The sequence below is a fragment of the Rathayibacter sp. AY1F8 genome (assembly GCF_002932165.1).
Classification (GTDB): Bacteria; Actinomycetota; Actinomycetes; order Actinomycetales; family Microbacteriaceae; genus Rathayibacter.
Genome location: NZ_PSVB01000027.1, coordinates 12,555 through 33,018, shown reverse-complemented (window position 1 = coordinate 33,018; position 20,464 = coordinate 12,555). Strand labels below are relative to the sequence as shown.

Genomic DNA, 20,464 nt, shown 5'->3' with positions numbered 1-20,464 from the left:
CTAGAGCGCCGCGTAGACCTCGCGGAGCAGGGCGGCCGTCTCGGAGGGCGTCTTGCCGACCTTCACGCCCGCAGCCTCGAGGGCCTCCTTCTTGGCCTGCGCGGTGCCGGCCGAGCCGGAGACGATGGCGCCGGCGTGGCCCATCGTCTTGCCCTCGGGGGCGGTGAAGCCCGCGACGTAGCCGACGACGGGCTTCGTGACGTTCGCCTTGATGAAGTCCGCGGCGCGCTCCTCGGCGTCGCCGCCGATCTCGCCGATCATCACGATCGCCTTCGTCTCGGGGTCGGCCTCGAACGCGGCGAGCGCGTCGATGTGCGTCGTGCCGATGATCGGGTCGCCGCCGATGCCGATCGCGGTCGAGAAGCCCAGGTCGCGCAGCTCGTACATCATCTGGTAGGTCAGGGTGCCCGACTTCGAGACGAGGCCGATCGGGCCCTTGCCGGTGATCGTCGCGGGGGTGATGCCCACGAGCGACTCGCCCGGCGTGATGATGCCGGGGCAGTTGGGGCCGATGATCCGCGTCTTGTTCCCCTTCTCCTGCGCGTACGCCCAGAACTCCGCGGAGTCCTGCACCGGGATGCCCTCGGTGATGACGACGAGGAGGCCGATCTCGGCGTCGATCGCCTCGATGACGGCGTCCTTCGAGAAGGCGGGCGGCACGAACGCGATGGAGACGTCGGCGCCGGTGGCCTCCATCGCCTCCTTCACGGTGCCGAAGACGGGGAGCTCGACGTCGCCGTGGGTGACGGTCGTGCCGGCCTTGCGGGCGTTGACGCCGCCGACCACGTTCGTGCCGGCCTTGAGCATCAGCGCGGTGTGCTTGGTGCCCTCGCCGCCGGTGATGCCCTGGACGATGACCTTGGAGTCCTTGGTGAGGAAGATCGACATGCTTGTTCTCTGATTCCTTGAGTCGTCGGGTCCGTTACGCGGCGGCGAGTTCGGCGGCCTTGTCGGCGCCCTCGTCCATGGTCGCGGCGAGCGTGATGAGCGGGTTGGCGGCGGCCTGGAGGATCGCGCGGCCCTCCTCGACCTTGTTGCCGTCGAGGCGGACGACGAGCGGCTTCGTGGCCGAGTCGCCGAGGATCTCGAGCGCCTGGAGGATGCCGTTGGCGACCGCGTCGCACGCGGTGATGCCTCCGAAGACGTTGACGAAGACGCTCTTGACCTGCTCGTCGCCGAGGATCACGTCGAGGCCGTTCGCCATCACCTGGGCGGAGGCTCCGCCGCCGATGTCGAGGAAGTTGGCCGGCTTCACGCCGTTGTGCCTCTCTCCGGCGTAGGCGACGACGTCGAGGGTCGACATGACCAGGCCCGCGCCGTTGCCGATGATGCCGACCTCGCCGTCGAGCTTCACGTAGTTGAGGTCGTTCTCCTTGGCCTTCGCCTCGAGCGGGTCGGCGGCGTCCTTGTCCTCGAGCGCGGCGTGGTCCGCGTGGCGGAAGCCGGCGTTCTCGTCGAGCGAGACCTTGCCGTCGAGCGCGACGATGTCGCCCTCCTCGGTGAGCACGAGCGGGTTCACCTCGACGAGCGTGGCGTCCTCGCCGGTGTAGACGTCGTACAGCTTCACCAGGACGGGCGCGACCTTGGCGATCAGCTCCTCCGGGAATTTCGCCGCGCGGGCGATCTCCTCGGCCTTGGCCTGATCGATGCCCTGGCCGGGGATGACCTCGACGCGCGCGAGGGCGTCGGGGCGCTCGACGGCGAGCTGCTCGATCTCCATGCCGCCCTCGTAGGAGGTGAGCGAGAGGTAGGAGCGGTTGGCCCGGTCCAGCAGCACCGAGAAGTAGAACTCGCGGTCGATGCGCGCACCGCCGGCGACCATGACGCGCTTGACGACGTGGCCCTTGATGTCGAGGCCGAGGATCGACTGCGCCGCGGCGAACGCGTCCTCGGGGGTCTTCGCGACCTTCACGCCGCCCGCCTTGCCGCGGCCGCCGATCTTGACCTGCGCCTTGACGACGGTGACGCCGCCCAGCTTCTCCGCCGCGGCGCGCACCTCCTCCGGCGTGTCGGCGACGATGCCCGGGAGCACGGGGACGCCGTACTTCTCGAACAGATCACGGGCCTGGTATTCGAAGAGATCCACGCTGCATTCCCATTCCGCGCCGAGCGCGCTTGCGTTTCGAGTTCGAGGTGGCCCGGACGACGCCGGAGTCTCGGCACTGTCCCTGGGCCGCGCCGAGTCTACTCCGCACCCGCCGCGGGCTTCCCGTGCGGTCGCTCCGCGCCCGCCGGACGCCCGCCGGGGGTCACCGGCCCCTCCTCCGCCCGCCGCTCCCGCGTAGCGTGGAGCCATGTCGTCGGCCACCCGCACCCCGGACGTCTTCCGCGAGGGCGTGTTCCTGCTGGCGGGGGCGCGCGCGATCCTCCTCCAGATCGCGCACCCGGCGGTCGGGCAGGGCGTCGCCGACCACTCCGACTTCGTGCACCGGGCCGTGAACCGCCTGCACGGGACGCTCTCCTACCTCTACGTCCTGCACTACGGCACTCCCGAGGACGTCCGCGCCGTCCGCCGCCGCGTGAACAGGGCGCACGTGCCCGTGCGCGGCCCCGGCTACACGGCCTTCGACCCGGAGCTGCAGCGCTGGGTCGCGGCGACGCTCACCCAGTCGATGCTGCAGCTCTACGAGGGCGCCTTCGGTGCGCTGAGCAAGGAGGAGGCGGACGACATCGTGCGCCGCTCCGTCGTCGTCGGCGCGGCCCTGCAGATGCCCGCGGACCTCTGGCCCGACTCCCGCACCGCGTTCGACGCCTACTGGGAGCGGGAGCTGGAGCGCCTCGAGGTCACGCTCGCGGCCCGCCGGGTCGCCCACGACCTGCTGGGCCCGAGCATCGCCGCCTGGTACCTGCGCCCGCTCGGCCCCTACCTCCGCCTGATCACCGCCGGTCTGCTCCCGGCGGCGCTCCGCGAGCCCTTCGGCTTCCACTGGACCGCACGGCAGGAGGCGCGGTTCGAGCGGGCGCTCTCGCGCACCTTCGCCGTCTACCGCCTGCTTCCCGCGATCGTGAGGACGGCGCCCAGCCGCTACTACCTCGCCCGGGTCCGACGCGACGCTCAGAAGCCGGCCACGACCTCCCAGCCCGCGTAGGCGGCTAGCTCCAGCCCGAGCGCCTGCGCGGCCGCGCGCGCCTCGTCGATCCCGCGCTCGTCGCGCACGTCGACGGTGACCGGCACGCTGTCGCCGAACCCCGCGATCTCGACCCGCGCGCTCGTCGGACCGCTGTAGAGCGGAACGTGCGCGTCCGCGGTCCGCGCGCTGACCACTCGCGAGCCGGTCGCCTCCGCGATCACCGCGAGGGCGAACGGAGCCGTCACCACCGCGTCCGTGTAGAGCGTCGCCTCGCCGCGCATCGCGCCTCCCGTCGTCCGACCCGCGGGACCGGGCCGCAGCAGTCCGACTGTAGGCAGCCGCCCGCGCCTCCCGCACCCCCTTCCGCTCGGCGCCGGGATGCGCACTGCCCGCCCGTCCGTGCTGAACATCCGGTGCGGATCGCTCGACGCGGCCGCCCGGCGGATCTACGGTGAAGCACCCGGCATCCGCCGCGGCGGTCAACGACGACTGGAGCCTTGATGAGCATCACCGAACCCCGCACGGCCGAGGCCCCCGCCGCTCCCCCGCCCGCCGCCGGCTTCGGCACTCTCTCCGTCGCGGCCATCCTGGCGGAGGCGGCGCGGCGCACCCCTGACACGATCGCCATCCGCGTCGGCGAGCAGGCCGTCGACTACGCGACCCTCTGGCGGCAGACCCGTGCCTACGCCGGAGCCCTGCGCGCCCAGGGGATCGGACCGGGCGACCGCGTGGCCCTGCTCGTCCCGAACGTCCCCGACTTCCCCCGCGGCTACTTCGCCGTCCTCGCGCTCGGCGCCGTGGTGGTCCCGGTGCACGCCCTGCTCAAGCACGACGAGATCGCCTACGTCCTGCGCGACTCCGGAGCCGTCGCGCTCGTGTGCGCCGCTCCGCTGCTCGCCGAGGGGGCCGCCGGAGCGGACCTCGCCGGCGTCCCCGTGCTGAGCGTGATGGTGCCCGACGGCACCGCCTCGCCCCTCCCGCGCCTGGAGGACCTCGCCGCGGAGGCGACCCCGATCGACCGCTACGTGCCCCGCTCCCCCTCCGACACGGCGACGATCCTCTACACCAGCGGCACCACCGGCCGCCCGAAGGGGGCGGAGGGGACGCACTTCGCGATCGTCTCGCAGTCGGACGTGCTGCTGATGAACACGTTCGACCTGCACCGCGGCGACGTGGTGCTCGGGGCGCTGCCGCTCTTCCACACCTTCGGGCAGGTCTGCGCGATGAACACGGCCTTCCGCACCGCCGCGACGGTCGTCCTGGTGCCGAAGTTCGACGGCGACGCCGCGCTCGAGGCGATGATCGCCCACGGCTGCACGGTCTTCGAGGGCGTGCCCACGATGTACGTCGCCCTGCTCGACGCCGCGACCCGGCGCGAGGACCGGCCGCCGCTGCGCTACGCGGTCTCGGGAGGCGCCGCCCTGCCCGTCGCCGTGATCGAGCGCTTCCGCGAGGTGTTCGGCGTCGAGATCTACGAGGGCTACGGGCTCACCGAGACCTCCCCGGTCGCCACCTTCAACCACGTCGGAGTCCCGCCGCGGCCGGGCACGGTCGGCACGCCGATCTGGGGCGTCGAGGTCGAGGTCGCCCGCCCCGACGTGACCGACCGAGTCGAGCTGCTCCCCCGGGGCGAGCTCGGCGAGATCGTGGTGCGCGGGCACAACCTGATGAAGGGGTACCTCGGCAACCCGGCGGCGACCGCGGAGGCGGTGATCGACGGCTGGTTCCGCACCGGCGACCTGGGCACGAAGGACGAGGAGGACTACATCCGCATCCTCGACCGCACGAAGGACATGATCATCCGCAACGGCTACAACGTGTACCCGCGCGAGGTCGAGGAGGTGCTGATCGGGCACCCGGCCGTGCAGAACGCGGCGGTCTTCGGGATCCCGGACGAGCGCCACGGCCAGGAGGTGATGGCCGCGGTGATCCTCGCCCCGTCGGCGACCGCCACCGCGGAGGAGCTGATCGCCTACGCGAACGAGCATCTCGCCGCCTTCAAGTTCCCCCGCCGCGTCGAGTTCGTCGACGCCCTCCCGCTCGGGCCCAGCGGCAAGATCCTCAAGCGGGAGCTCGTCGCGCGCTACGCCGGCTGACCCCTTCCGCAAGAGGGCACACGGGAAGGGACGGACGTCAGCCGAGCAGGGACCAGACGGTCCCGGCGAGGACGGTGCCGACGGCGGCGCCCGCGAGGACCTGGGCGGGGGTGTGCGCGCCGAGGCGCACCCGCGACCAGAGCACCCAGAGGACGATGGGCACGCTGATCAGCAGGGAGAGCGGTCCGTAGGCGATCAGCACGACGACGGCGCAGGTGGCGACCACCGCCGCGTGCCCGGACAGCTTCCAGACCAGGTTGACCACGCCGACGGCGAGCACCACGGCCACCGTCACCACGCCGAACGTGGTCACCGCGGCAGGAGCGCCGAGCGCGGCGAGCAGCACCAGTCCGGCCGCGATCGACACCAGCGCCAGCGCGATCGGCAGCGCCCGCTCGCGCCGGTCGGGCACGTGATGGTCGCCGTGGATCCGGCCGGTGCGCATCAGCAGGCGGATGACGAGGTAGGGCACCACCCCGACGAAGAGAGCTGCGAGCGCTCCCCAGGCGACACCGAGCAGGGGCGGATCCGCGACGCGCGCGCCGACCACGACCGGCACGAGCACCGCGAGGACCGCCGGGGAGAACGCCTCCGTCGCGAGCCGCGCGGCCGCCGATCCGGCCGCCACCGGACTAGATCTTCTCGATCGGCGCGACCTTGATCAGCAGCTTCTTCGCGCCCACCTGGTCGAAGAGCACGTGTGCGACGCGCTTCGAGCCCTCGCCCGTCACCGCGTTCACGCGCCCCTCACCGAAGTCGGTGTGCCGGATGCGGTCGCCCGCGATCAGCTCGAGGTCGCCGTTGTCGCGCACCATGCCGGTGATCCGGTTCGGGAACTCGCCCTTGGCCTTCGGCGCCGCGGCGAGCGCTTCCCGGAACTCGGTGTTCGATCGCGACTTGCCGAAGCCGGGCCGCTGAGCGTTCAGGGCCCGGGGCTGCGTGCCGCCGCGCGAGGTCGCCGCGCCGGGCGACTGGCGCCACTGGATCAGCTCTCCCGGGATCTCCTGCAGGAACCGGCTCGGCATCGCGACCGACGTCTCGCCGTACTGCGCGCGGGTCATCGCGAGCGAGAGGTAGAGGCGCTTGCGGGCCCGGGTGATCCCCACGTAGAACAGCCGCCGCTCCTCGGCCGGGCCGCCGGGCTCGTTCGCCGAGATGCGGTGCGGGAGCAGGTCCTCCTCGATGCCGGTGAGGAACACGGCGTCGTACTCGAGGCCCTTCGCCGTGTGCAGCGTCATCAGCGAGACGGTGCCGGAGTCGTCGTCGAGGTCGTCGGCCGCGGCGACCAGCGAGACCTCGGTGAGGAAGTCCACGAGCCCGCCGTCCGGGTTGTTGCGCGCGAACTCCTTGGTGACGGCGATGAGCTCGTCGACGTTCTCGGCGCGGGCCTCGTCCTGCGGGTCGCGGCTGGCGCGGAGCATGTCGAGGTAGCCGCTGCGGGTGAGGAGCGCCGTCAGGACCTCGTGCACCTTCGCCTCGCCGCCCTCCCGTGCGGGGTCGAGCATCAGCGCGCACTCGTCGAGGAGGGTCGCGAGGTCGACGATCGCCTTCGTCACCTTCGGGCCCATCCCGAGCGAGCCGGCGTTGCGCATCGCCTCCCGCAGGGTCACCGCGTTGGTGTCGGCGAACGACTGCAGCTGCGCCTCCGTCGCGGGGCCGATGCCCCGCTTCGGAGTGTTCATGATGCGCCGCAGCGCCAGCACGTCGGCCGGGTTCGCCACCGTGATCAGGTACGCCAGGGCGTCCTTGATCTCGGCGCGCTCGTAGAACTTCGTGCCGCCCAGGATCCGGTAGGGCAGCGCGGAGCGGATGAAGATCTCCTCCAGCGCGCGGGTCTGCGCGTTGGTCCGGTAGAAGACCGCGATCTCGTCGTAGCCGGTGCCCGCCGCGTGCAGGCGGGCGATCTCGTCGACCACGAACTGCGCCTCGTCGTGACCCGAGTACCCGGTGTAGCCGACGATCTTCTCCCCGTCGCCGCTGGAGGACCAGAGGTTCTTCGCGCGACGGTCGAAGTTGTTCGAGATGACGGCGTTGGCCGCCGAGAGGATGTTCTGCGTCGAGCGGTAGTTCTGCTCGAGCAGGATCACGCGGCAGCCCGGGAAGTCGCGCTCGAACTCGACGATGTTGCGGATGTCGGCGCCGCGGAACGCGTAGATGGACTGGTCCGAGTCGCCGACGACGGTGAGCGAGGCCCCCGGGATGGAGCCGTCGGCCGTGACCGGTCCGCGGTAGGGGCGGTCGAACTGCGCCGCGGCCATCGTCGCCGGCGGCACGGGCCGGGTCAGCTCGTGGATCAGCGAGTACTGGGCGTGGTTCGTGTCCTGGTACTCGTCGACCAGCACGTGGCGGAAGCGCCGCTGGTACTTCGCGGCGACGTGCGGGAAGGCGCGGAAGAGGTAGACGGTCTGCGCGATCAGGTCGTCGAAGTCGAACGCGTTCGCCCCCTCGAGCGCCCGCGAGTAGGCCCGGAAGACCTGGAGGAACATCTCCTCGTTCGGGTCGCTGAGGTTCGCGGTGCGGGCGTAGGAGTCGACGTCGGCGAGCTCGTTCTTGAGCTTGGAGATCTTCGCGGAGGCGCTCGCGACGGTGATCCCGAGCGAGTCGGCCTCGAGGTCCTTCACGATGCGCTTGAGCAGGGCGCGCTGATCGCCCGAGTCGTAGATCGTGAACGACTTGGTCATGCCGAAGTTCTCGGCCTCGCGGCGCAGGATCCGCACGCACGCGGAGTGGAAGGTCGAGATCCACATCCCCTCGGCGCTCTGCCCCACCAGCTTCTCGACGCGCTCGCGCATCTCGGCCGCGGCCTTGTTGGTGAACGTGATCGCGAGGATCTGGCTCGGCCAGGCCTCGCCGTTGCCCAGGAGGCTCGCGATGCGCCGGGTGAGGACGCTGGTCTTGCCCGAGCCCGCACCCGCGACGATGAGCAGCGCGTCTCCGCGGTACTCGACCGCCTCGCGCTGCTGGGGGTTCAGCCCCGCGACGAGCTGCTCGTGCGCCGGGTCGGTGCGGGGCGCGTCCCCGGGGCCGCCGGGGGGGCCGACGATGACCGGGGTGGCGCGGGAGTCGCTCGGATCGAAGAGGAAGCTCATGTCCCTCCGAGTGTAGATCGCCCCTCCGACACCGGGAGCGGTCAGGCGGTCCGCTGACGCGGCGCGGGCGAGGTGAGTGCCCCACCGACGTCCAGTCCGCGCCACGCGAGGGAGAAGCCGAGCACGGCGAGCGCCGACGTCGACACCGCCAGGAGCTGCAGGAGCGCGAAGGCGGTGAGGTCCTTCGTGTCGTCGGGGTAGTACTGGATGCCCTGGACGGCGAGAGCCGCGAGCAGCAGCACCACGATCACCGAGCACACCAAAAGCAACCGGTTCACCCCGCGCCGCGCGGGCCTCTTCGGCGCTCGGCCCACCTGGGCCCTGGTGGTCAGCCACGCGCAGGCGGCGGTGGCGGAGGCGAGCGCGACGAGGTCGGCCCCGAGGACGTCGCTCGCCCGGTGCCAGGAGGCGGCCATCGTCAGGTTGCCGACCAGCACCACGACCGCGCCGCCCAGCGCGAGCACGACGGTCCGCGCGCGCCCGGGGACGACCATCGCCAGGGCGAAGACCACCGAGACGGCCGCCGCGGTGTGCCCGCTCGGGAAGCTGCCGCCGGTGTACCAGGAGTCGGTGTCGACCAGCTCGGGCCGCTCGAGGACCACGTTCTTGAGCAGCTGGGTGAGCCCGGCCGTGACGACGATCGAGCCGACGGAGGCGACGGCCAGCGCCGGGCGCCTCCGGATCAGCGCGATCGCCGCGACGAGCAGGGCGCCGACGACCATGGAGAGCGGGGTGACGTCCGCGAGCGCCCCCGCGGCGGCGCCGGTGGCCCGGCCGAAGACGAGGTCGGCGCCCCGGAGCCCCGAGTTCTCGACGCCCTGGCCCTGAGGGGTGAGCACGGCGAGCCAGTAGACGACGACGACGCCGATCACGGCGAGGACGGCGGTGGTGATCCAGCGGCGGGCGATGCGCTCTCGGGTGGACACGGGGCCTCCTCTCGAGGGTCGGGCGGGCGGTGGTGAGCCGATGATGCCAGCGCAGCCTCCGCGTCCGCTCGGCACGCGCCGGAGGAGCGCCCGATCACGATCCGGGTTCAGCCGCGGAGCAGACGCTCCTGCTCGGCCGCCCGCGCCTCGATCGCCAGATCGGGCTGGTCGGCGAAGACGCCGTCCACTCCCGAGCGGAGGATCATCGCGAACTCCTCCTGCCAGCCGCCGTACTCCGCCGGGTCCTTCCCGCGGCGGTGCACCTTCTCGAGGAATCGGTTCTCGGCGCGCAGCGTCCAGCAGTAGACCTCGAGCCCGGCCGCGTGGGCGTCCTCGACGAGCGGACCGGTCCCCGTCGCCCGGCCGGCCGCGTCCCGCGAGAAGAGCATGCTCTTGTCGACGCTGATCCCGTCGACGACTCCGGCGAGGTTCCGCAGTCCCGCCGGCGTGGTGAAGGCGGAGTAGGGGGCCGCGGCGGCGCCGTGGGCGGCCACGAGGTCGGGCGGGGCGCCCCGCGACTCGAGCAGGTAGATCCGGCGGGTGCCGACTCCGCTCACCGCGAGCCGCTCCAGCACGGTCTTCTCGAAGCTCTCGATCGTGAGCCGCGGGTCGCGCGGACCCCAGCCCGCGGCGGCGAGCTCCTCGCGCAGCAGCACGTCCAGCGGCAGCCCGATCCCGGCGAAGTACGTCGCGTGCTTGATCTCGGCGACGAGCCCCGGCGGAGCGAGCGGATCGTCCTCCGCCGCCCGGTCCAGCAGCGCCAGCAGCTCCCTGAAGCGCAGCAGCGGGAACTGCCCGTCGAACGTGGCGCTGGAGCCGCGCACCGCCGGCAGCCGCTCGCGGGCCCGCAGCTCCGACAGCTCGTCCCAGGTGAAGTCCTCGGTGAACCAGCCGGTGATCTCGCGGCCGTCGATCCGCTTGGTGGTGCGGCGCGCAGCGAACTCCGGGCGCTTCTCGACGTCAGTCGTGCCGGAGATCTCGTTCTCGTGGCGGAGGACGAGCACGCCGTCGCGGGTCGCCACCAGATCGGGCTCGAGCGCATCGGCGCCCAGCGCGATCGCCAGCTCGTAGGCGGAGCGGGTGTGCTCCGGTCGGTAGCCGCTCGCTCCGCGGTGGCCGATGACGAGCGGTGACTGACGCGCGGGCATGCCGCGATCCTACGGGCGGCACTGCGCGGCTCGCAGCGGAGTCGAGGTCCGCTCGAAGAGAACAGCCAGACTCTGAGAGGTGCTCTCAGATATGGTGGTGTCCATCGTCGCAGTCCTCTCGGATCCGCGGCGCACCCCGCACCCACAGCGACTCAGATCCGCGAGTTCCCTCGGAGACCAGCGCACCTGAGAGAAGAGGAACCATGGCAAGCAACAATCCGGCCTTCGGACGCCCGGAGTTCAGCAACCGCGGCTACGCCGGCCGCGTGCAGGACCTCCCGGACGTCTCCCCCGGCACGCTCGACCAGATGTACTCCCGTCCGGCCGCCGGCTCCGTCGAGACCGACCGGATGACGGTCGAGGACACCCTCGCCAAGACCGCCCTCGCCTTCGTCGTGCTCCTCGCGGGTGCGGCCGTCGGCTGGTTCGTCCCGGACCTGATGCTCCCCGCCGTGCTCGTCGCGCTGGTGCTGGGCATCGTCAACGCCTTCAAGAAGCAGCCGTCGCCGGCCCTGATCCTCGGCTACGCCGCGACCCAGGGCATCGCGGTCGGTGCGATCTCGAAGTTCTTCGAGAGCGCGTACGCCGGAGCGGTCGTCCAGGCCCTCATGGCGACCGTCATCGTGATCGGCGTCACCCTGGCGCTGTTCATGAACGGCAAGATCCGCACCTCGCCGAAGCTCAACAAGATCTTCTTCATCGGCATGATCAGCTACGCGGTGTTCTCGCTGGTGAACCTGGGCCTCGGCCTCTTCGGCGTCGGCGGCGGCTTCGGTCTCCGCACCGGCTTCATCGGCATCGTGATCGGCCTCATCGCCGTCGCGCTCGCCACGTACTCGCTCGTGATGGACTTCGAGTTCATCCAGCAGGGCGTGCGCAACCGCCTCCCCCGCATCTACGGCTGGACCGGCGCCTACGGCATCCTGGTCACCGTCGTCTGGATGTACCTGGAGATCCTGCGCCTCGTCGCGATCTTCCGCGAGTAGCACGGCGCACCACGTCCGACGGGCGCTCGACCTCCGGGTCGGGCGCCCGTCGTCGTTCCCGGCCCCAGCGCCGTTCCCGGTGCGCTGCCGGGAGCGCCTGGCACGATGGAGGGATGAGCGCCGCAGACTCCCGGATCGTCGGCCTCGACGTCGCACGCGGCCTGGCCGTCCTCGGCATGTTCGCCGCCCACCTCGCCCCGGTCGAGAGCGAGATGCTCTGGAACGGCCGCAGCTCCGTCCTCTTCGCCGTGCTGGCGGGAGTGTCGATAGGGCTGATGACGGGCGGAGCACAGCGCTCCTCGCGGCCCTGGCACGACACGGGATCGATCCTGCTCCGCGGGCTGTACCTGCTCGTCATCGGCGTCGCCCTCACCCTGCTCGGGACGCCGATCGCGGTGATCCTGCCGCACTACGGGGTGATGTTCCTCGTCGCGGCGCTGCTGCTCTTCCTGCCGCGGGCGGTCCTCGCTGTGCTGGTCGCGGCCGCGGCGATCGCCGGGCCCCTCGCGGTCGACGCGCTGACCAGCGCCGGCGGCTCCTGGCTCTCGACCATGTCGCCCGACGAGGCGCTCCTGGCCGCGCAGCCCCTCATCTGGTTCACCCAGTACTACCCGGTGCCGTCGTGGCTGGCGTACGTGGTGCTCGGCCTCCTGATCGCGCGCTGCGACGTCCGGTCCGCGACCACCCAGCGCTGGGTCGTCGTCGGCGGCGCCGTCTCGGCCGTGCTCGGCTACGGCGGCGGGCGGCTGCTCGGGGGTCCGGAGGCGGTGGAGGCGCACGCCAGCACCACCGCCGAGCTCCTCGGGGCGGGCGGGGTCGCCTGCGTGGTCCTCGGCGCGCTGACGGCTCTGCTGCAGCGGCTGCCGCTCCTGGCACGGGCGGCGACTCCGATCGCGGCCGTCGGTGCGATGCCGCTGACGATCTACTCGCTGCAGCTCGTGGCGCTGGCGGTGTACCTGGTCCCGTACGAGCCGTTCGACTTCGAGGCGTGGCGCAGCTGGACGCTGCTCGGCGTCTTCGTGGTCGGCTCGATCGTCGCCGCTCTCCTCTGGAGGCGGCTCGTGGGGCAGGGCCCGCTGGAGTGGCTGCTCGCGCGCGCGTCGCTGCGGCCTCGGGGTCCGCGCGCGGCGCTGGGTTAGGGTGGCCGGATGATCACGCGTCGCGAGGCCGCTCAGCGCCTCGACATCCCCCTCGAGATGGCGACGCGGCACGGCATCCCCACCCGTCTGTCGGAGGAGGAGCTCGCCGCCCTCGAGCAGGATCCGCCCGCCTGGCTCGTCCAGTCGCGCGCGAACCGCACCGGCAGGCGTCCCGTGTGGGTGACCCTCGACTGCGCCGTCTGCGGCCGCTCCGAGGCCGCCCGCCCGAAGAAGTGGTGGCCCGAGTTCACGTTCCTCGTCTGCGAGGACCACTCCCCCGCCTCCTGGCCGCACCACCCCGAGGGCCACCGCCGCGACGAGTACGACGGCATCGGCACCCGCTTCATCGGCGTGCTCGACACCCCCGCCTGACCCGCGCTCGCGAGCCTGCCGCCTGCACCTCGGCCCCCGGACCAGCGCCGACCCGCGTTCCCCGACCGCTCGGCAGGAGCTCGCTTCTCCGCCGGCACCCCAGGAACGTCCCCGCAGGGCCTCGTCCCGCTGACCGCCACTCGGAACGCCTCGCCAGGCACCGGTCAACCCCGACCGATCCCCCGGCCGAACCGCGGCCACCCGTTCCCTGAACAGCCACCTGAGCTCCTTCCCTGACCTGCACCCGGGAACGGCCCCGCAGGGGCTCGTTCCCCACTACCTGCACCCAGGAACGGCCCCACAGGGGCTCGTTCCCCACTACCTGCACCCGGGAACGGCCCCGCAGGGGCTCGTTCCCCCACCCGCTCCCCTCAACAAGAAACGGCCCCCTTCGAAGGGAGCCGTTCCTGACGTTCCGCGGGTCTCCGCGCGGTCAGCTGCAAGGCGGAGAAGGGCGCGATACCGGAGGTATCGCAACCGCCGACAACGCCGCAGATGACCGTGCGGAGACCCGCGGAATCACTCCCACTCGATGGTGCCGGGGGGCTTGGACGTCACATCCAGCACCACCCGGTTCACGCCGCTCACCTCGTTGGTGATGCGGTTGGAGATTCTGGCGAGGAGGTCGTAGGGCAGGCGGGTCCAGTCGGCGGTCATCGCGTCTTCCGAGGAGACGGGGCGCAGGACGATGGGGTGGCCGTAGGTGCGGCCGTCGCCCTGGACTCCGACGGAGCGGACGTCGGCGAGGAGGACGACGGGGCACTGCCAGATCTCGGTGTCGAGGCCGGCGGCGGTGAGCTCGGCGCGGACGATGGCGTCGGCGTCCTGGAGGAGGTCGAGCCGCTCCTGGGTGACCTCGCCGACGATGCGGATGCCGAGGCCGGGTCCGGGGAAGGGCTGGCGGCCGACGATGACCTCGGGGAGGCCGAGCTCGCGGCCGATCGCGCGGACCTCGTCCTTGAAGAGGGTGCGCAGCGGCTCGACGAGGGCGAACTGCAGGTCCTCGGGGAGTCCGCCGACGTTGTGGTGGGACTTGATGTTGGCGGTGCCGGTGCCGCCGCCGGATTCGACGACGTCGGGGTAGAGCGTGCCCTGGACGAGGAAGTCGATCGTCTCGCCCTCGCCCTGCGCTTCGAGCACGAGCGCTTCGGCGGCGGCCTCGAAGGTGCGGATGAACTCGCGGCCGATGATCTTGCGCTTCTGCTCCGGGTCGCTGACGCCGGCGAGCGCGTCGAGGAACTGCTCGCGCGCGTCGACGGTGACCAGGCGGACGCCGGTCGCGGCGACGTAGTCCTCCTCGACCTGGCGGCGCTCGTCCTTGCGGAGGAGTCCGTGGTCGACGAAGACGCAGGTGAGCTGGTCGCCGATGGCACGGTGCACGATCGCAGCGGCGACGGCGGAGTCGACTCCGCCGGACAGGCCGCAGATGACGCGTCCGGTGCCGACCTGCTCGCGGATCACGGCGACCTGGTCGTCGATCACGTTGGAGGAGTTCCAGTCGGCCGGGATGCCCGCGGCGCGGTGGAGGAAGTTCTCGATGACGGCCTGGCCGTAGGCGGAGTGCTTGACCTCCGGGTGCCACTGCACGCCGTAGAGGCGGCGCTCGTCGTTGCCGAAGGCCGCGACCGGGGTGGAGCTCGTGGTGGCGAGGACCTCGAAGCCCTCGGGTGCCTGTGCGACCGAGTCGCCGTGACTCATCCACACCGTCTGGTCGGCGGGCTGCTCGCCGAGGAGCACGCCACCGTCGGTCGAGAGGGCGGCGTCCGTCGCTCCGTACTCGCGCAGCCCCGTGTTGGCGACCTCGCCGCCGAGCGTCTTCGCCATCACCTGGAAGCCGTAGCAGATGCCCAGGACCGGGACCCCGAGGTCGAAGATCGCGGGGTCGAGCTGCGGGGCGCCCTCCTCGTACACGCTGGAGGGGCCGCCCGAGAGGATGATGCCGACGGGCGACTTCGCGGCGATCTCGGCGGCCGTGGCGTTGGAGGGCACGATCTCGGAGTAGACGTTCGCCTCGCGGACCCGGCGGGCGATCAGCTGCGCGTACTGCGCGCCGAAGTCGACGACGAGGACGGGCTGCGCGGCCAGGTGCGGCTGGGGAGCGGTGGGCTGCTCGCTAATGGGGGGCCTCCACGGAGTCGGTCGGGGTCTTCGGGTCGGTGCCGGCGGTCCGGCGCTCGAGGTACTGCTCGACCTCGCGGGCGATGCGGGTCTCGACGAAGAAGGAGAGGGTGGGCACCACGCCGCCGAGCGCGATGAGCACGAAGCGCGTGAACGGCCAGCGCATGAGGCTCCACAGGCGGAAGTCGGCGAAGAGGTAGACGACGTAGAACCAGCCGTGCGCGATCAGGATGCCGGTGGACAGGTTCGCGCCGGTGCCGCTCGACGTGAACTCGCCTCCGGGCACCTCGTACATCGGGGCGAAGTGCAGGACGCCCTGCTGGCCGAAGGCGAACAGCTCGAGGTGGAAGACGTACTTGAGGAGCATCTCCGCGCAGAGCAGGAGCAGCATCACGCCGGTGATGATCGAGGTCACCCGGTAGAAGCGCAGCGCGCTCCGGATCGCAGGGAACTGCGCGGGCTTGGGCTCGAGGGGCATGACGACCAGTTTACGGTGCGGGGGCGGGGGCCTCGGCCCGGTCGCCCAGGTCGGCGCGGGCGCGCTCCTCGGCGTCGAGCGCCTCCTCGGCCTCGCGCTCCCACGCGTCCTTGACGAGGCGGAACCAGAGGTAGAGGGCGAAGCCGGCGAAGACGACCCACTCGATCGCGTAGAAGACGTTGAGCCAGTTCAGCGAGACGTCGCTCACGCGCGCCGGGGAGTCGATGGCCCCGAGTCCGGCGACCGGCTCGTCGACGACGACGTAGCCCTGGTAGACGTCCTGCGGCGGGTCCGGCCAGCGGTTGATCAGCGCGGGGACGGAGAGCGCGGTGAGGGTGGCGGGGTCCAGGCCCTCCGCCGGCGCCTCCGCCGCCTCGTTGGCCACGAGGCGGCCGGTGAAGGAGGAGGGCGCCTGCTCGCTCCCGCTGTTGAGCGCGTCCGCGACGGACTGCGCCTGCGCCTCGTCCTGCGTCCAGCCGTAGGCGAGCACCAGGTCGGCGTCGGCGGTGCGGGTGCGGGCGATGACCCACCAGCCCGACTGCTCGCCGTTCAGGCGGCCGCCGAGGATCTCGGCACCGCCCGGCACGAAGACGGACGAGCCCTCCACGCGCTGTCCGTCGGCGGTCGCCGTGATCGAGCGGGAGGGGGTCGCGACCTCGGCGAGCGGGAGCGTCGTCTCCGACACTCCGGAGTCGGGCGCGGCGGCTTCGACCGCGCGGCCGACCTGCCACTGCCCGAGCGCGGCGAAGAGCCCGGCGATCAGGAGTGCGAGCGCCAGCGCGGCGATCCAGCGCGGGCGCCGGGCCACCTGCCCGACCGTGCTCTGCGTCATTCGTCCCTCGTCCGCCCTCGATCCGTGCGGTATCCCGCGGGCCGGATCGAGCCTAACCCGTGAGTGTGGGAGCTCCGTGGGATCAGTAGTCGGGCTCCCTCGGGCGGCGGGGCCGGGCGTCGTCGGCGCCGTCGGACTGCTGCATCGCCTGGTCGATGAGCGCCTGGCGCATCGGATCGGGGAACTCGTCGTCGAGCTCGTCCGGCTCCGCGGGGCGCCTCGGAGGAGCGGGAACCTCCTCCGCGGAGACGGCGGGCGCGGCCATCGCCGCCTCCACGAGCGCGAAGTCCTCCTCGTCCATGGCCGTGGCCGCTGCGGGTGCCGGGCGGTGCCGCCGCCGCGAGAGGAACGCGCCGATGCTCTCGGAGCGCGAGGCGAGGATCGGCCCGACGATCGCCATGATCAGCACGTAGAGGCCGGCGAAGGGCTGGATCCGCTCGTCGAGCCCCGCCGAGAGCGAGAGCGTCGCCAGGATGAGCGCGAACTCGCCGCGGTTGTGCAGGATGAACGCCGCGTTCAGGCCCGCGCGCGGTCCGAGCTTGTTGAGCCACGCGACGAACTGCCCCGCGCCGAGGTTCAGGACGATGGTCATCACCGCGGCGATCAGCACCGGGACCACGACGCTCGGGAACGCGCCGGGATCCAGCCCGAGACCGAAGTTGACGAAGAAGAAGGCTCCGAACACGTCGCGCAGCGGGATCGCGATGTGCTCGACCCTCGACCGGAACCGCGTCGCTCCGATGACCAGTCCGATCAGGAACGCGCCGATGGCGTCCGTCACTCCGAGGACCTCGCCGATGCCGCCGAACAGGATGGCGAGACCGAAGAACAGGATCGTGAACAGCTCGTCGTCGCGGGTGCGGAAGAAGCGGGAGACGACCTTCCCGCCCCAGCGGGCGATCGCGAACATCACCACGAGGAACGCGAACGCGATGACGAGCTTGAGCACCACCGGCCACGGCTCCGTCTCGCCCGAGAGCACGACGGACACGATCGCCAGGTAGACCGCGATGAAGATGTCCTCGACGACCGTGACGCCCAGGATCATCGGCGTCTCGGGGTTCGCCAGGCGCTTGAGCTCGATCAGCAGCTTGGTGACGATCGCGCTCGAGCTCGTCGCCGTGATGCCGGCGATGATCAGCGCCTCGCGGCTCCCCCAGCCCAGCGCGAAGCCGAAGCCGAGGCCGACGGCCATGTTGACCGCGATGTAGGAGCCGCCGGAGAGGATCAGGCGGCCGGCGTTCCCGAAGAACTCGTCCTGGTCGAACTCCAGGCCGAGATTGAACAGCAGGAGTATCAGCCCGAAGACCGCGGTCAGCTCGATGTAGCTCGACTCGAAGTCGAGCGGGAAGAGGTGGAAGTTCGGGCTCGCGAGGAGCCCGACGACCATGTAGATCGGGATGGCCGGGAGCCCGATCGTCCTCCCCAGCCGGCCGAGGACGTAGGCGACGACGAACAGGACGCCGAGGACGATGAGGTCTTCGCCGTGGTGCATCCTCAGGCTCCGGGCGGGGCGTCGACCGTCTTGGCGAAGCTGCCGGTGCGGAAGAACGCGAACGCCTTGGCGACCTTCTCGGGGCTGCCGGCGACCACGAGGGTGTCGCCGGGGAAGACGCGGAAGTCAGGGGCCGGCGCCGGGTTGGCGGCGTCACCCCGGACCACGGCGACGACGGTCAGCCCGACGATCCCTCGGTCGGCGGGCTTGCCGAGCTGCTGTCCGGCGATGTGGTCGTCGTAGTCGACGGTGAACCAGTCGATCGAGAGGCCCGGGATCTGGTCGAGCGCGGTCAGCGACTCCGTGATCTGCGTGCCGCCGAGCAGCTCGGCGAGGGTGTGCGCCTCGTCGTCGCTCAGGCGGAGCGACACCTTGGCGCCGTCCTGGTCGCCCTCGGCGAACGTGATCAGGTCGCTGTGGCCGGAGCGGTGGGCGATGACGCCGACCTTGCCGCCGTCGGCCGTCAGGAACGTGTGCAGAACGCCGACACCGGGCAGTTTGACCCTGCGGACCTCGACCATGCGTGCTCCCTCCGCGCCGTGCGGCGCTCCCACTCGGGACTTCCAGCTTAGGCGCGTGCGGGGCCCTCCTGCCGAGGGAACCCCGACCCGCCGAGGGATCCCGCAGTTCCCGGCGGGCTCGGCGGTCCTGCGTTCCCTCGCTGCCCACAGGTGGTGGGGGGAGTCTCCACAGAGGGAGCGGAGGGAGGGAAGGGGGGCGGAAGCGTGCAGTGGGGATCTGTCGAGACGGGGCGTGCCGCCGGTCGGACGAGTCCGTGCGGCTGCGCCGCGGTACGCGCGGACCGGCGAGTGGGCGGGGGCCTCCGCGGACGAGCGGCAGCGGGCGCGGATCGACGCCGTGGCCGCGACCTGGAGCGCGCCCTTCGTCCTCCGCGAGTCGGCGGCGGCGGTCCGGGACCCCCTTGGTCGAGCCGCTCGCGGAGACCGTGCATGTCGAGGGGCGACTGACCTGGGCAGCCGGACGTGGAACGGCGTCGCGGAGCGCGCGTCCGCCCCCACCCGCACTGATCGACGGACGCGCCGTCTCGGATCTGGCGCAGACCGCCGTCGATCCGAATCGCCCCGGCGTTCCTCCGGGACCGCTCGCCCGAGCACGTGCTTCTCGCCGTGAATTGCCGGGAGGATCGGGTCCGCAGCGTCGTCCGCTGGGGCCGACGCGAGGCCTGCGATGCCCGCCCGCTGATCGTCCGGCCGACCCGGGCCCGCGTCCGCCGCGTCGACGGACCCCCGGGCCGTCGAGGGAGCCCGCTGTTCGCGGCGGCCTCGACGGTCAGGATCGCCTCGGTCAGTGAGCGTCAGCTGGGCTGGTACGGCGCGACGACGACCTCGACCCGCTGGAACTCCTTGAGGTCGGAGTAGCCGGTCGTCGCCATCGAGCGGCGCAGGGCGCCGATGAGGTTCGCCGTGCCGTCGGCGCCGGTCGCCGGGCCGTAGAGGACCTGCTCGAGGGTGCCGACGGTGCCGACCTCGACGCGGCGGCCTCGCGGCAGCTGCGGGTGGTGCGCCTCCGCGCCCCAGTGCCAGCCGCCGCCCGGAGCGTCGGTCGCGCGCGCCAGCGCCGAGCCGAGCATCACGGCGTCCGCGCCCACCGCGACGGCCTTCACGATGTCGCCGGAGGTGCCGAGGCCGCCGTCCGCGATGACGTGCACGTAGCGTCCGCCCGACTCGTCGAGGTAGTCGCGGCGAGCGCCGGCGACATCGGCGACCGCGGTCGCCATCGGAGCCTGGATGCCGAGCGTCGTGCGAGTGGTGGAGGCGGCACCGCCGCCGAACCCGACGAGGACGCCCGCGGCGCCCGTGCGCATGAGGTGCAGGGCCGCGGTGTAGGTGGAGGCGCCGCCGACGATGACGGGCACATCGAGCTCGTAGATGAACTTCTTGAGGTTCAGCGGCTCGGTAGCGCGCGAGACGTGCTCGGCCGAGACGGTCGTGCCGCGGATGACGAACACGTCGACCCCGGCGTCGACGACGGTCTGGTAGAGCTCCGCGGTCCGCTGGGGCGACAGGGCCCCGGCGACGGTCACGCCCGCGGCGCGGATCTCGGCCAGGCGCGCGGTCACCAGCTCGGGGCGGATCGGAGCGGAGTAGATCTCCTGCATCCGCTGCGTCGCGGTCTCGGCCGGAAGCCTGCGGATCTCCTCGAGCAGCGGCTCCGGGTCCTCGTACCGCGTCCACAGGCCCTCCAGGTCGAGGACGCCCAGCGCCCCCAGATGCCCGAGCCGGATCGCCGTCGCCGGCGACACCACCGAGTCCATCGGCGCGGCGAGGATCGGCGTCGCGAACTGGTACGCGTCGATCGACCACTTCACCGACACGACCTCGGGGTCGCGCGTCCGGCGGCTCGGGACGACGGCGATGTCGTCGAAGGCGTACGCGCGGCGGGCGCGCTTGGCGCGCCCGATCTCGATCTCCATGACGCTGAGTTTACTGTGGCTCGCTCCTCGCTCCGCTCGTCGCTCGCCCGCGGTCGGCCCGAGTGGGCGGTCGCGTTCCGCAGAGCGTCCCGCGTCCGCGCTACGCCGATCCGCTCGCACGCGGATCGCCGGTTATCGCTGAGCGGCGTCAGCCGTGGCTCGCTCCTCGCTCCGCTCGCCGCTCGTCGCTCGCCCGCGGTCGGCCCGAGTGGGCGGTCGCGTTCCGCAGAGCGTCCCGCGTCCGCGCTACGCCGATCCGCTCGCACGCGGATCGCCGGCT

General features: G+C 72.0%; 18 protein-coding genes. 5 read left to right on the top strand and 13 right to left on the bottom strand.

From position 1 onward, the window contains the following. Together sucD and sucC are read right to left on the bottom strand one after the other, a co-directional pair. The gene (sucD, locus tag C5C35_RS15065; protein ID WP_104224929.1) at positions 1 to 888 is read right to left on the bottom strand and encodes a succinate--CoA ligase subunit alpha; all 888 of its coding nucleotides are present in this window, start codon (positions 886 to 888) and stop codon (positions 1 to 3) included. A gap of 34 nt (positions 889 to 922) precedes the next feature. Then, positions 923 to 2,086 carry an ADP-forming succinate--CoA ligase subunit beta gene (gene sucC / locus C5C35_RS15060; RefSeq protein ID WP_104263486.1) on the bottom strand — a complete coding sequence of 388 codons (1,164 nt, stop codon included), beginning with the start codon at positions 2,084 to 2,086 and terminating at the stop codon, positions 923 to 925. 208 nt (positions 2,087 to 2,294) lie between these two features. Between sucC and C5C35_RS15055 the strand changes: the two genes are divergently transcribed. Then, positions 2,295 to 3,089, top strand: coding sequence for an oxygenase MpaB family protein (locus C5C35_RS15055; protein ID WP_104263485.1), 795 nt, complete (start codon positions 2,295 to 2,297; stop codon positions 3,087 to 3,089). Here the strand turns inward: C5C35_RS15055 and C5C35_RS15050 are convergent. After that, positions 3,056 to 3,352, bottom strand: coding sequence for a hypothetical protein (locus C5C35_RS15050; RefSeq protein ID WP_104263484.1), 297 nt, complete (start codon positions 3,350 to 3,352; stop codon positions 3,056 to 3,058). The two genes, C5C35_RS15055 and C5C35_RS15050, sit on opposite strands and share 34 nt — an antisense overlap. A gap of 219 nt (positions 3,353 to 3,571) precedes the next feature. Here C5C35_RS15050 and C5C35_RS15045 point away from each other — a divergent pair, with 219 nt between their 5' ends. Next, positions 3,572 to 5,167: a long-chain fatty acid--CoA ligase gene (locus C5C35_RS15045; RefSeq protein ID WP_104263483.1), complete on the top strand. Its 1,596-nt coding sequence runs from the start codon at positions 3,572 to 3,574 to the stop codon at positions 5,165 to 5,167. Positions 5,168 to 5,204: 37 nt separating this feature from the next. Here C5C35_RS15045 and C5C35_RS15040 read toward each other — a convergent pair whose 3' ends face one another. From C5C35_RS15040 to C5C35_RS15025, 4 genes are all read right to left on the bottom strand, one after another. Next, positions 5,205 to 5,795, bottom strand: coding sequence for a phosphatase PAP2 family protein (locus tag C5C35_RS15040; RefSeq protein ID WP_104263482.1), 591 nt, complete (start codon positions 5,793 to 5,795; stop codon positions 5,205 to 5,207). A 4-nt stretch (positions 5,796 to 5,799) separates the two neighbouring features. Further along, positions 5,800 to 8,256, bottom strand: a complete 2,457-nt coding sequence (locus C5C35_RS15035; protein ID WP_104261607.1) for an ATP-dependent helicase — start codon at positions 8,254 to 8,256, stop codon at positions 5,800 to 5,802. A gap of 41 nt (positions 8,257 to 8,297) precedes the next feature. Further along, on the bottom strand, positions 8,298 to 9,182 hold the full coding sequence (locus tag C5C35_RS15030; RefSeq protein ID WP_104263481.1) for a phosphatase PAP2 family protein: 885 nt from the start codon (positions 9,180 to 9,182) through the stop codon (positions 8,298 to 8,300). 107 nt (positions 9,183 to 9,289) lie between these two features. Further along, the gene (locus tag C5C35_RS15025; protein WP_104263480.1) at positions 9,290 to 10,330 is read right to left on the bottom strand and encodes a glycerophosphodiester phosphodiesterase family protein; all 1,041 of its coding nucleotides are present in this window, start codon (positions 10,328 to 10,330) and stop codon (positions 9,290 to 9,292) included. 203 nt (positions 10,331 to 10,533) lie between these two features. Between C5C35_RS15025 and C5C35_RS15020 the strand changes: the two genes are divergently transcribed. The 3 genes from C5C35_RS15020 to C5C35_RS15010 all read left to right on the top strand — a co-directional run bounded on the left by C5C35_RS15020 (position 10,534) and on the right by C5C35_RS15010 (position 12,827). Next, a complete protein-coding gene (locus tag C5C35_RS15020; RefSeq protein WP_104263479.1) occupies positions 10,534 to 11,316 on the top strand; it encodes a Bax inhibitor-1/YccA family protein in 783 nt (260 codons plus the stop codon). 113 nt (positions 11,317 to 11,429) lie between these two features. Next, entirely contained in the window at positions 11,430 to 12,455 is a 1,026-nt protein-coding gene (locus C5C35_RS15015; RefSeq protein ID WP_104263478.1) for a DUF418 domain-containing protein, read from the top strand. A gap of 9 nt (positions 12,456 to 12,464) precedes the next feature. Continuing rightward, positions 12,465 to 12,827 (top strand): DUF5997 family protein, encoded by a 363-nt coding sequence (locus C5C35_RS15010; protein WP_104224739.1) that lies wholly within the window; start codon positions 12,465 to 12,467, stop codon positions 12,825 to 12,827. A gap of 519 nt (positions 12,828 to 13,346) precedes the next feature. Here the strand turns inward: C5C35_RS15010 and guaA are convergent. The 6 genes from guaA to C5C35_RS14980 all read right to left on the bottom strand — a co-directional run bounded on the left by guaA (position 13,347) and on the right by C5C35_RS14980 (position 20,184). Further along, the gene (gene guaA / locus C5C35_RS15005) at positions 13,347 to 14,912 is read right to left on the bottom strand and encodes a glutamine-hydrolyzing GMP synthase (protein WP_104263477.1); all 1,566 of its coding nucleotides are present in this window, start codon (positions 14,910 to 14,912) and stop codon (positions 13,347 to 13,349) included. Positions 14,913 to 14,940: 28 nt separating this feature from the next. Continuing rightward, entirely contained in the window at positions 14,941 to 15,423 is a 483-nt protein-coding gene (locus tag C5C35_RS15000; RefSeq protein WP_104234169.1) for a DUF3817 domain-containing protein, read from the bottom strand. A 10-nt stretch (positions 15,424 to 15,433) separates the two neighbouring features. Further along, entirely contained in the window at positions 15,434 to 16,255 is an 822-nt protein-coding gene (locus C5C35_RS14995; protein ID WP_104263476.1) for an SURF1 family cytochrome oxidase biogenesis protein, read from the bottom strand. 82 nt (positions 16,256 to 16,337) lie between these two features. After that, positions 16,338 to 17,750 (bottom strand): cation:proton antiporter, encoded by a 1,413-nt coding sequence (locus C5C35_RS14990; protein ID WP_104224735.1) that lies wholly within the window; start codon positions 17,748 to 17,750, stop codon positions 16,338 to 16,340. A gap of 2 nt (positions 17,751 to 17,752) precedes the next feature. Next, a complete protein-coding gene (locus tag C5C35_RS14985; protein WP_068256939.1) occupies positions 17,753 to 18,271 on the bottom strand; it encodes a cation:proton antiporter regulatory subunit in 519 nt (172 codons plus the stop codon). A 794-nt stretch (positions 18,272 to 19,065) separates the two neighbouring features. After that, positions 19,066 to 20,184: a GuaB3 family IMP dehydrogenase-related protein gene (locus tag C5C35_RS14980; RefSeq protein WP_104248095.1), complete on the bottom strand. Its 1,119-nt coding sequence runs from the start codon at positions 20,182 to 20,184 to the stop codon at positions 19,066 to 19,068. Positions 20,185 to 20,464: the final 280 nt, after the last annotated feature.

Coding starts and splice junctions, on each gene's coding strand:
- sucD (WP_104224929.1), bottom strand. CDS start 888: ATGTCGATCTTCCTCACCAAGGACTCCAAGGTCATCGTCCAGGGCATC.
- C5C35_RS15055 (WP_104263485.1), top strand. CDS start 2,295: ATGTCGTCGGCCACCCGCACCCCGGACGTCTTCCGCGAGGGCGTGTTC.
- C5C35_RS15050 (WP_104263484.1), bottom strand. CDS start 3,352: ATGCGCGGCGAGGCGACGCTCTACACGGACGCGGTGGTGACGGCTCCG.
- C5C35_RS15045 (WP_104263483.1), top strand. CDS start 3,572: ATGAGCATCACCGAACCCCGCACGGCCGAGGCCCCCGCCGCTCCCCCG.
- C5C35_RS15035 (WP_104261607.1), bottom strand. CDS start 8,256: ATGAGCTTCCTCTTCGATCCGAGCGACTCCCGCGCCACCCCGGTCATC.
- C5C35_RS15025 (WP_104263480.1), bottom strand. CDS start 10,330: ATGCCCGCGCGTCAGTCACCGCTCGTCATCGGCCACCGCGGAGCGAGC.
- C5C35_RS15020 (WP_104263479.1), top strand. CDS start 10,534: ATGGCAAGCAACAATCCGGCCTTCGGACGCCCGGAGTTCAGCAACCGC.
- C5C35_RS15015 (WP_104263478.1), top strand. CDS start 11,430: ATGAGCGCCGCAGACTCCCGGATCGTCGGCCTCGACGTCGCACGCGGC.
- C5C35_RS15010 (WP_104224739.1), top strand. CDS start 12,465: ATGATCACGCGTCGCGAGGCCGCTCAGCGCCTCGACATCCCCCTCGAG.
- C5C35_RS15000 (WP_104234169.1), bottom strand. CDS start 15,423: ATGCCCCTCGAGCCCAAGCCCGCGCAGTTCCCTGCGATCCGGAGCGCG.
- C5C35_RS14995 (WP_104263476.1), bottom strand. CDS start 16,255: ATGACGCAGAGCACGGTCGGGCAGGTGGCCCGGCGCCCGCGCTGGATC.
- C5C35_RS14990 (WP_104224735.1), bottom strand. CDS start 17,750: ATGCACCACGGCGAAGACCTCATCGTCCTCGGCGTCCTGTTCGTCGTC.
- C5C35_RS14985 (WP_068256939.1), bottom strand. CDS start 18,271: ATGGTCGAGGTCCGCAGGGTCAAACTGCCCGGTGTCGGCGTTCTGCAC.
- C5C35_RS14980 (WP_104248095.1), bottom strand. CDS start 20,184: ATGGAGATCGAGATCGGGCGCGCCAAGCGCGCCCGCCGCGCGTACGCC.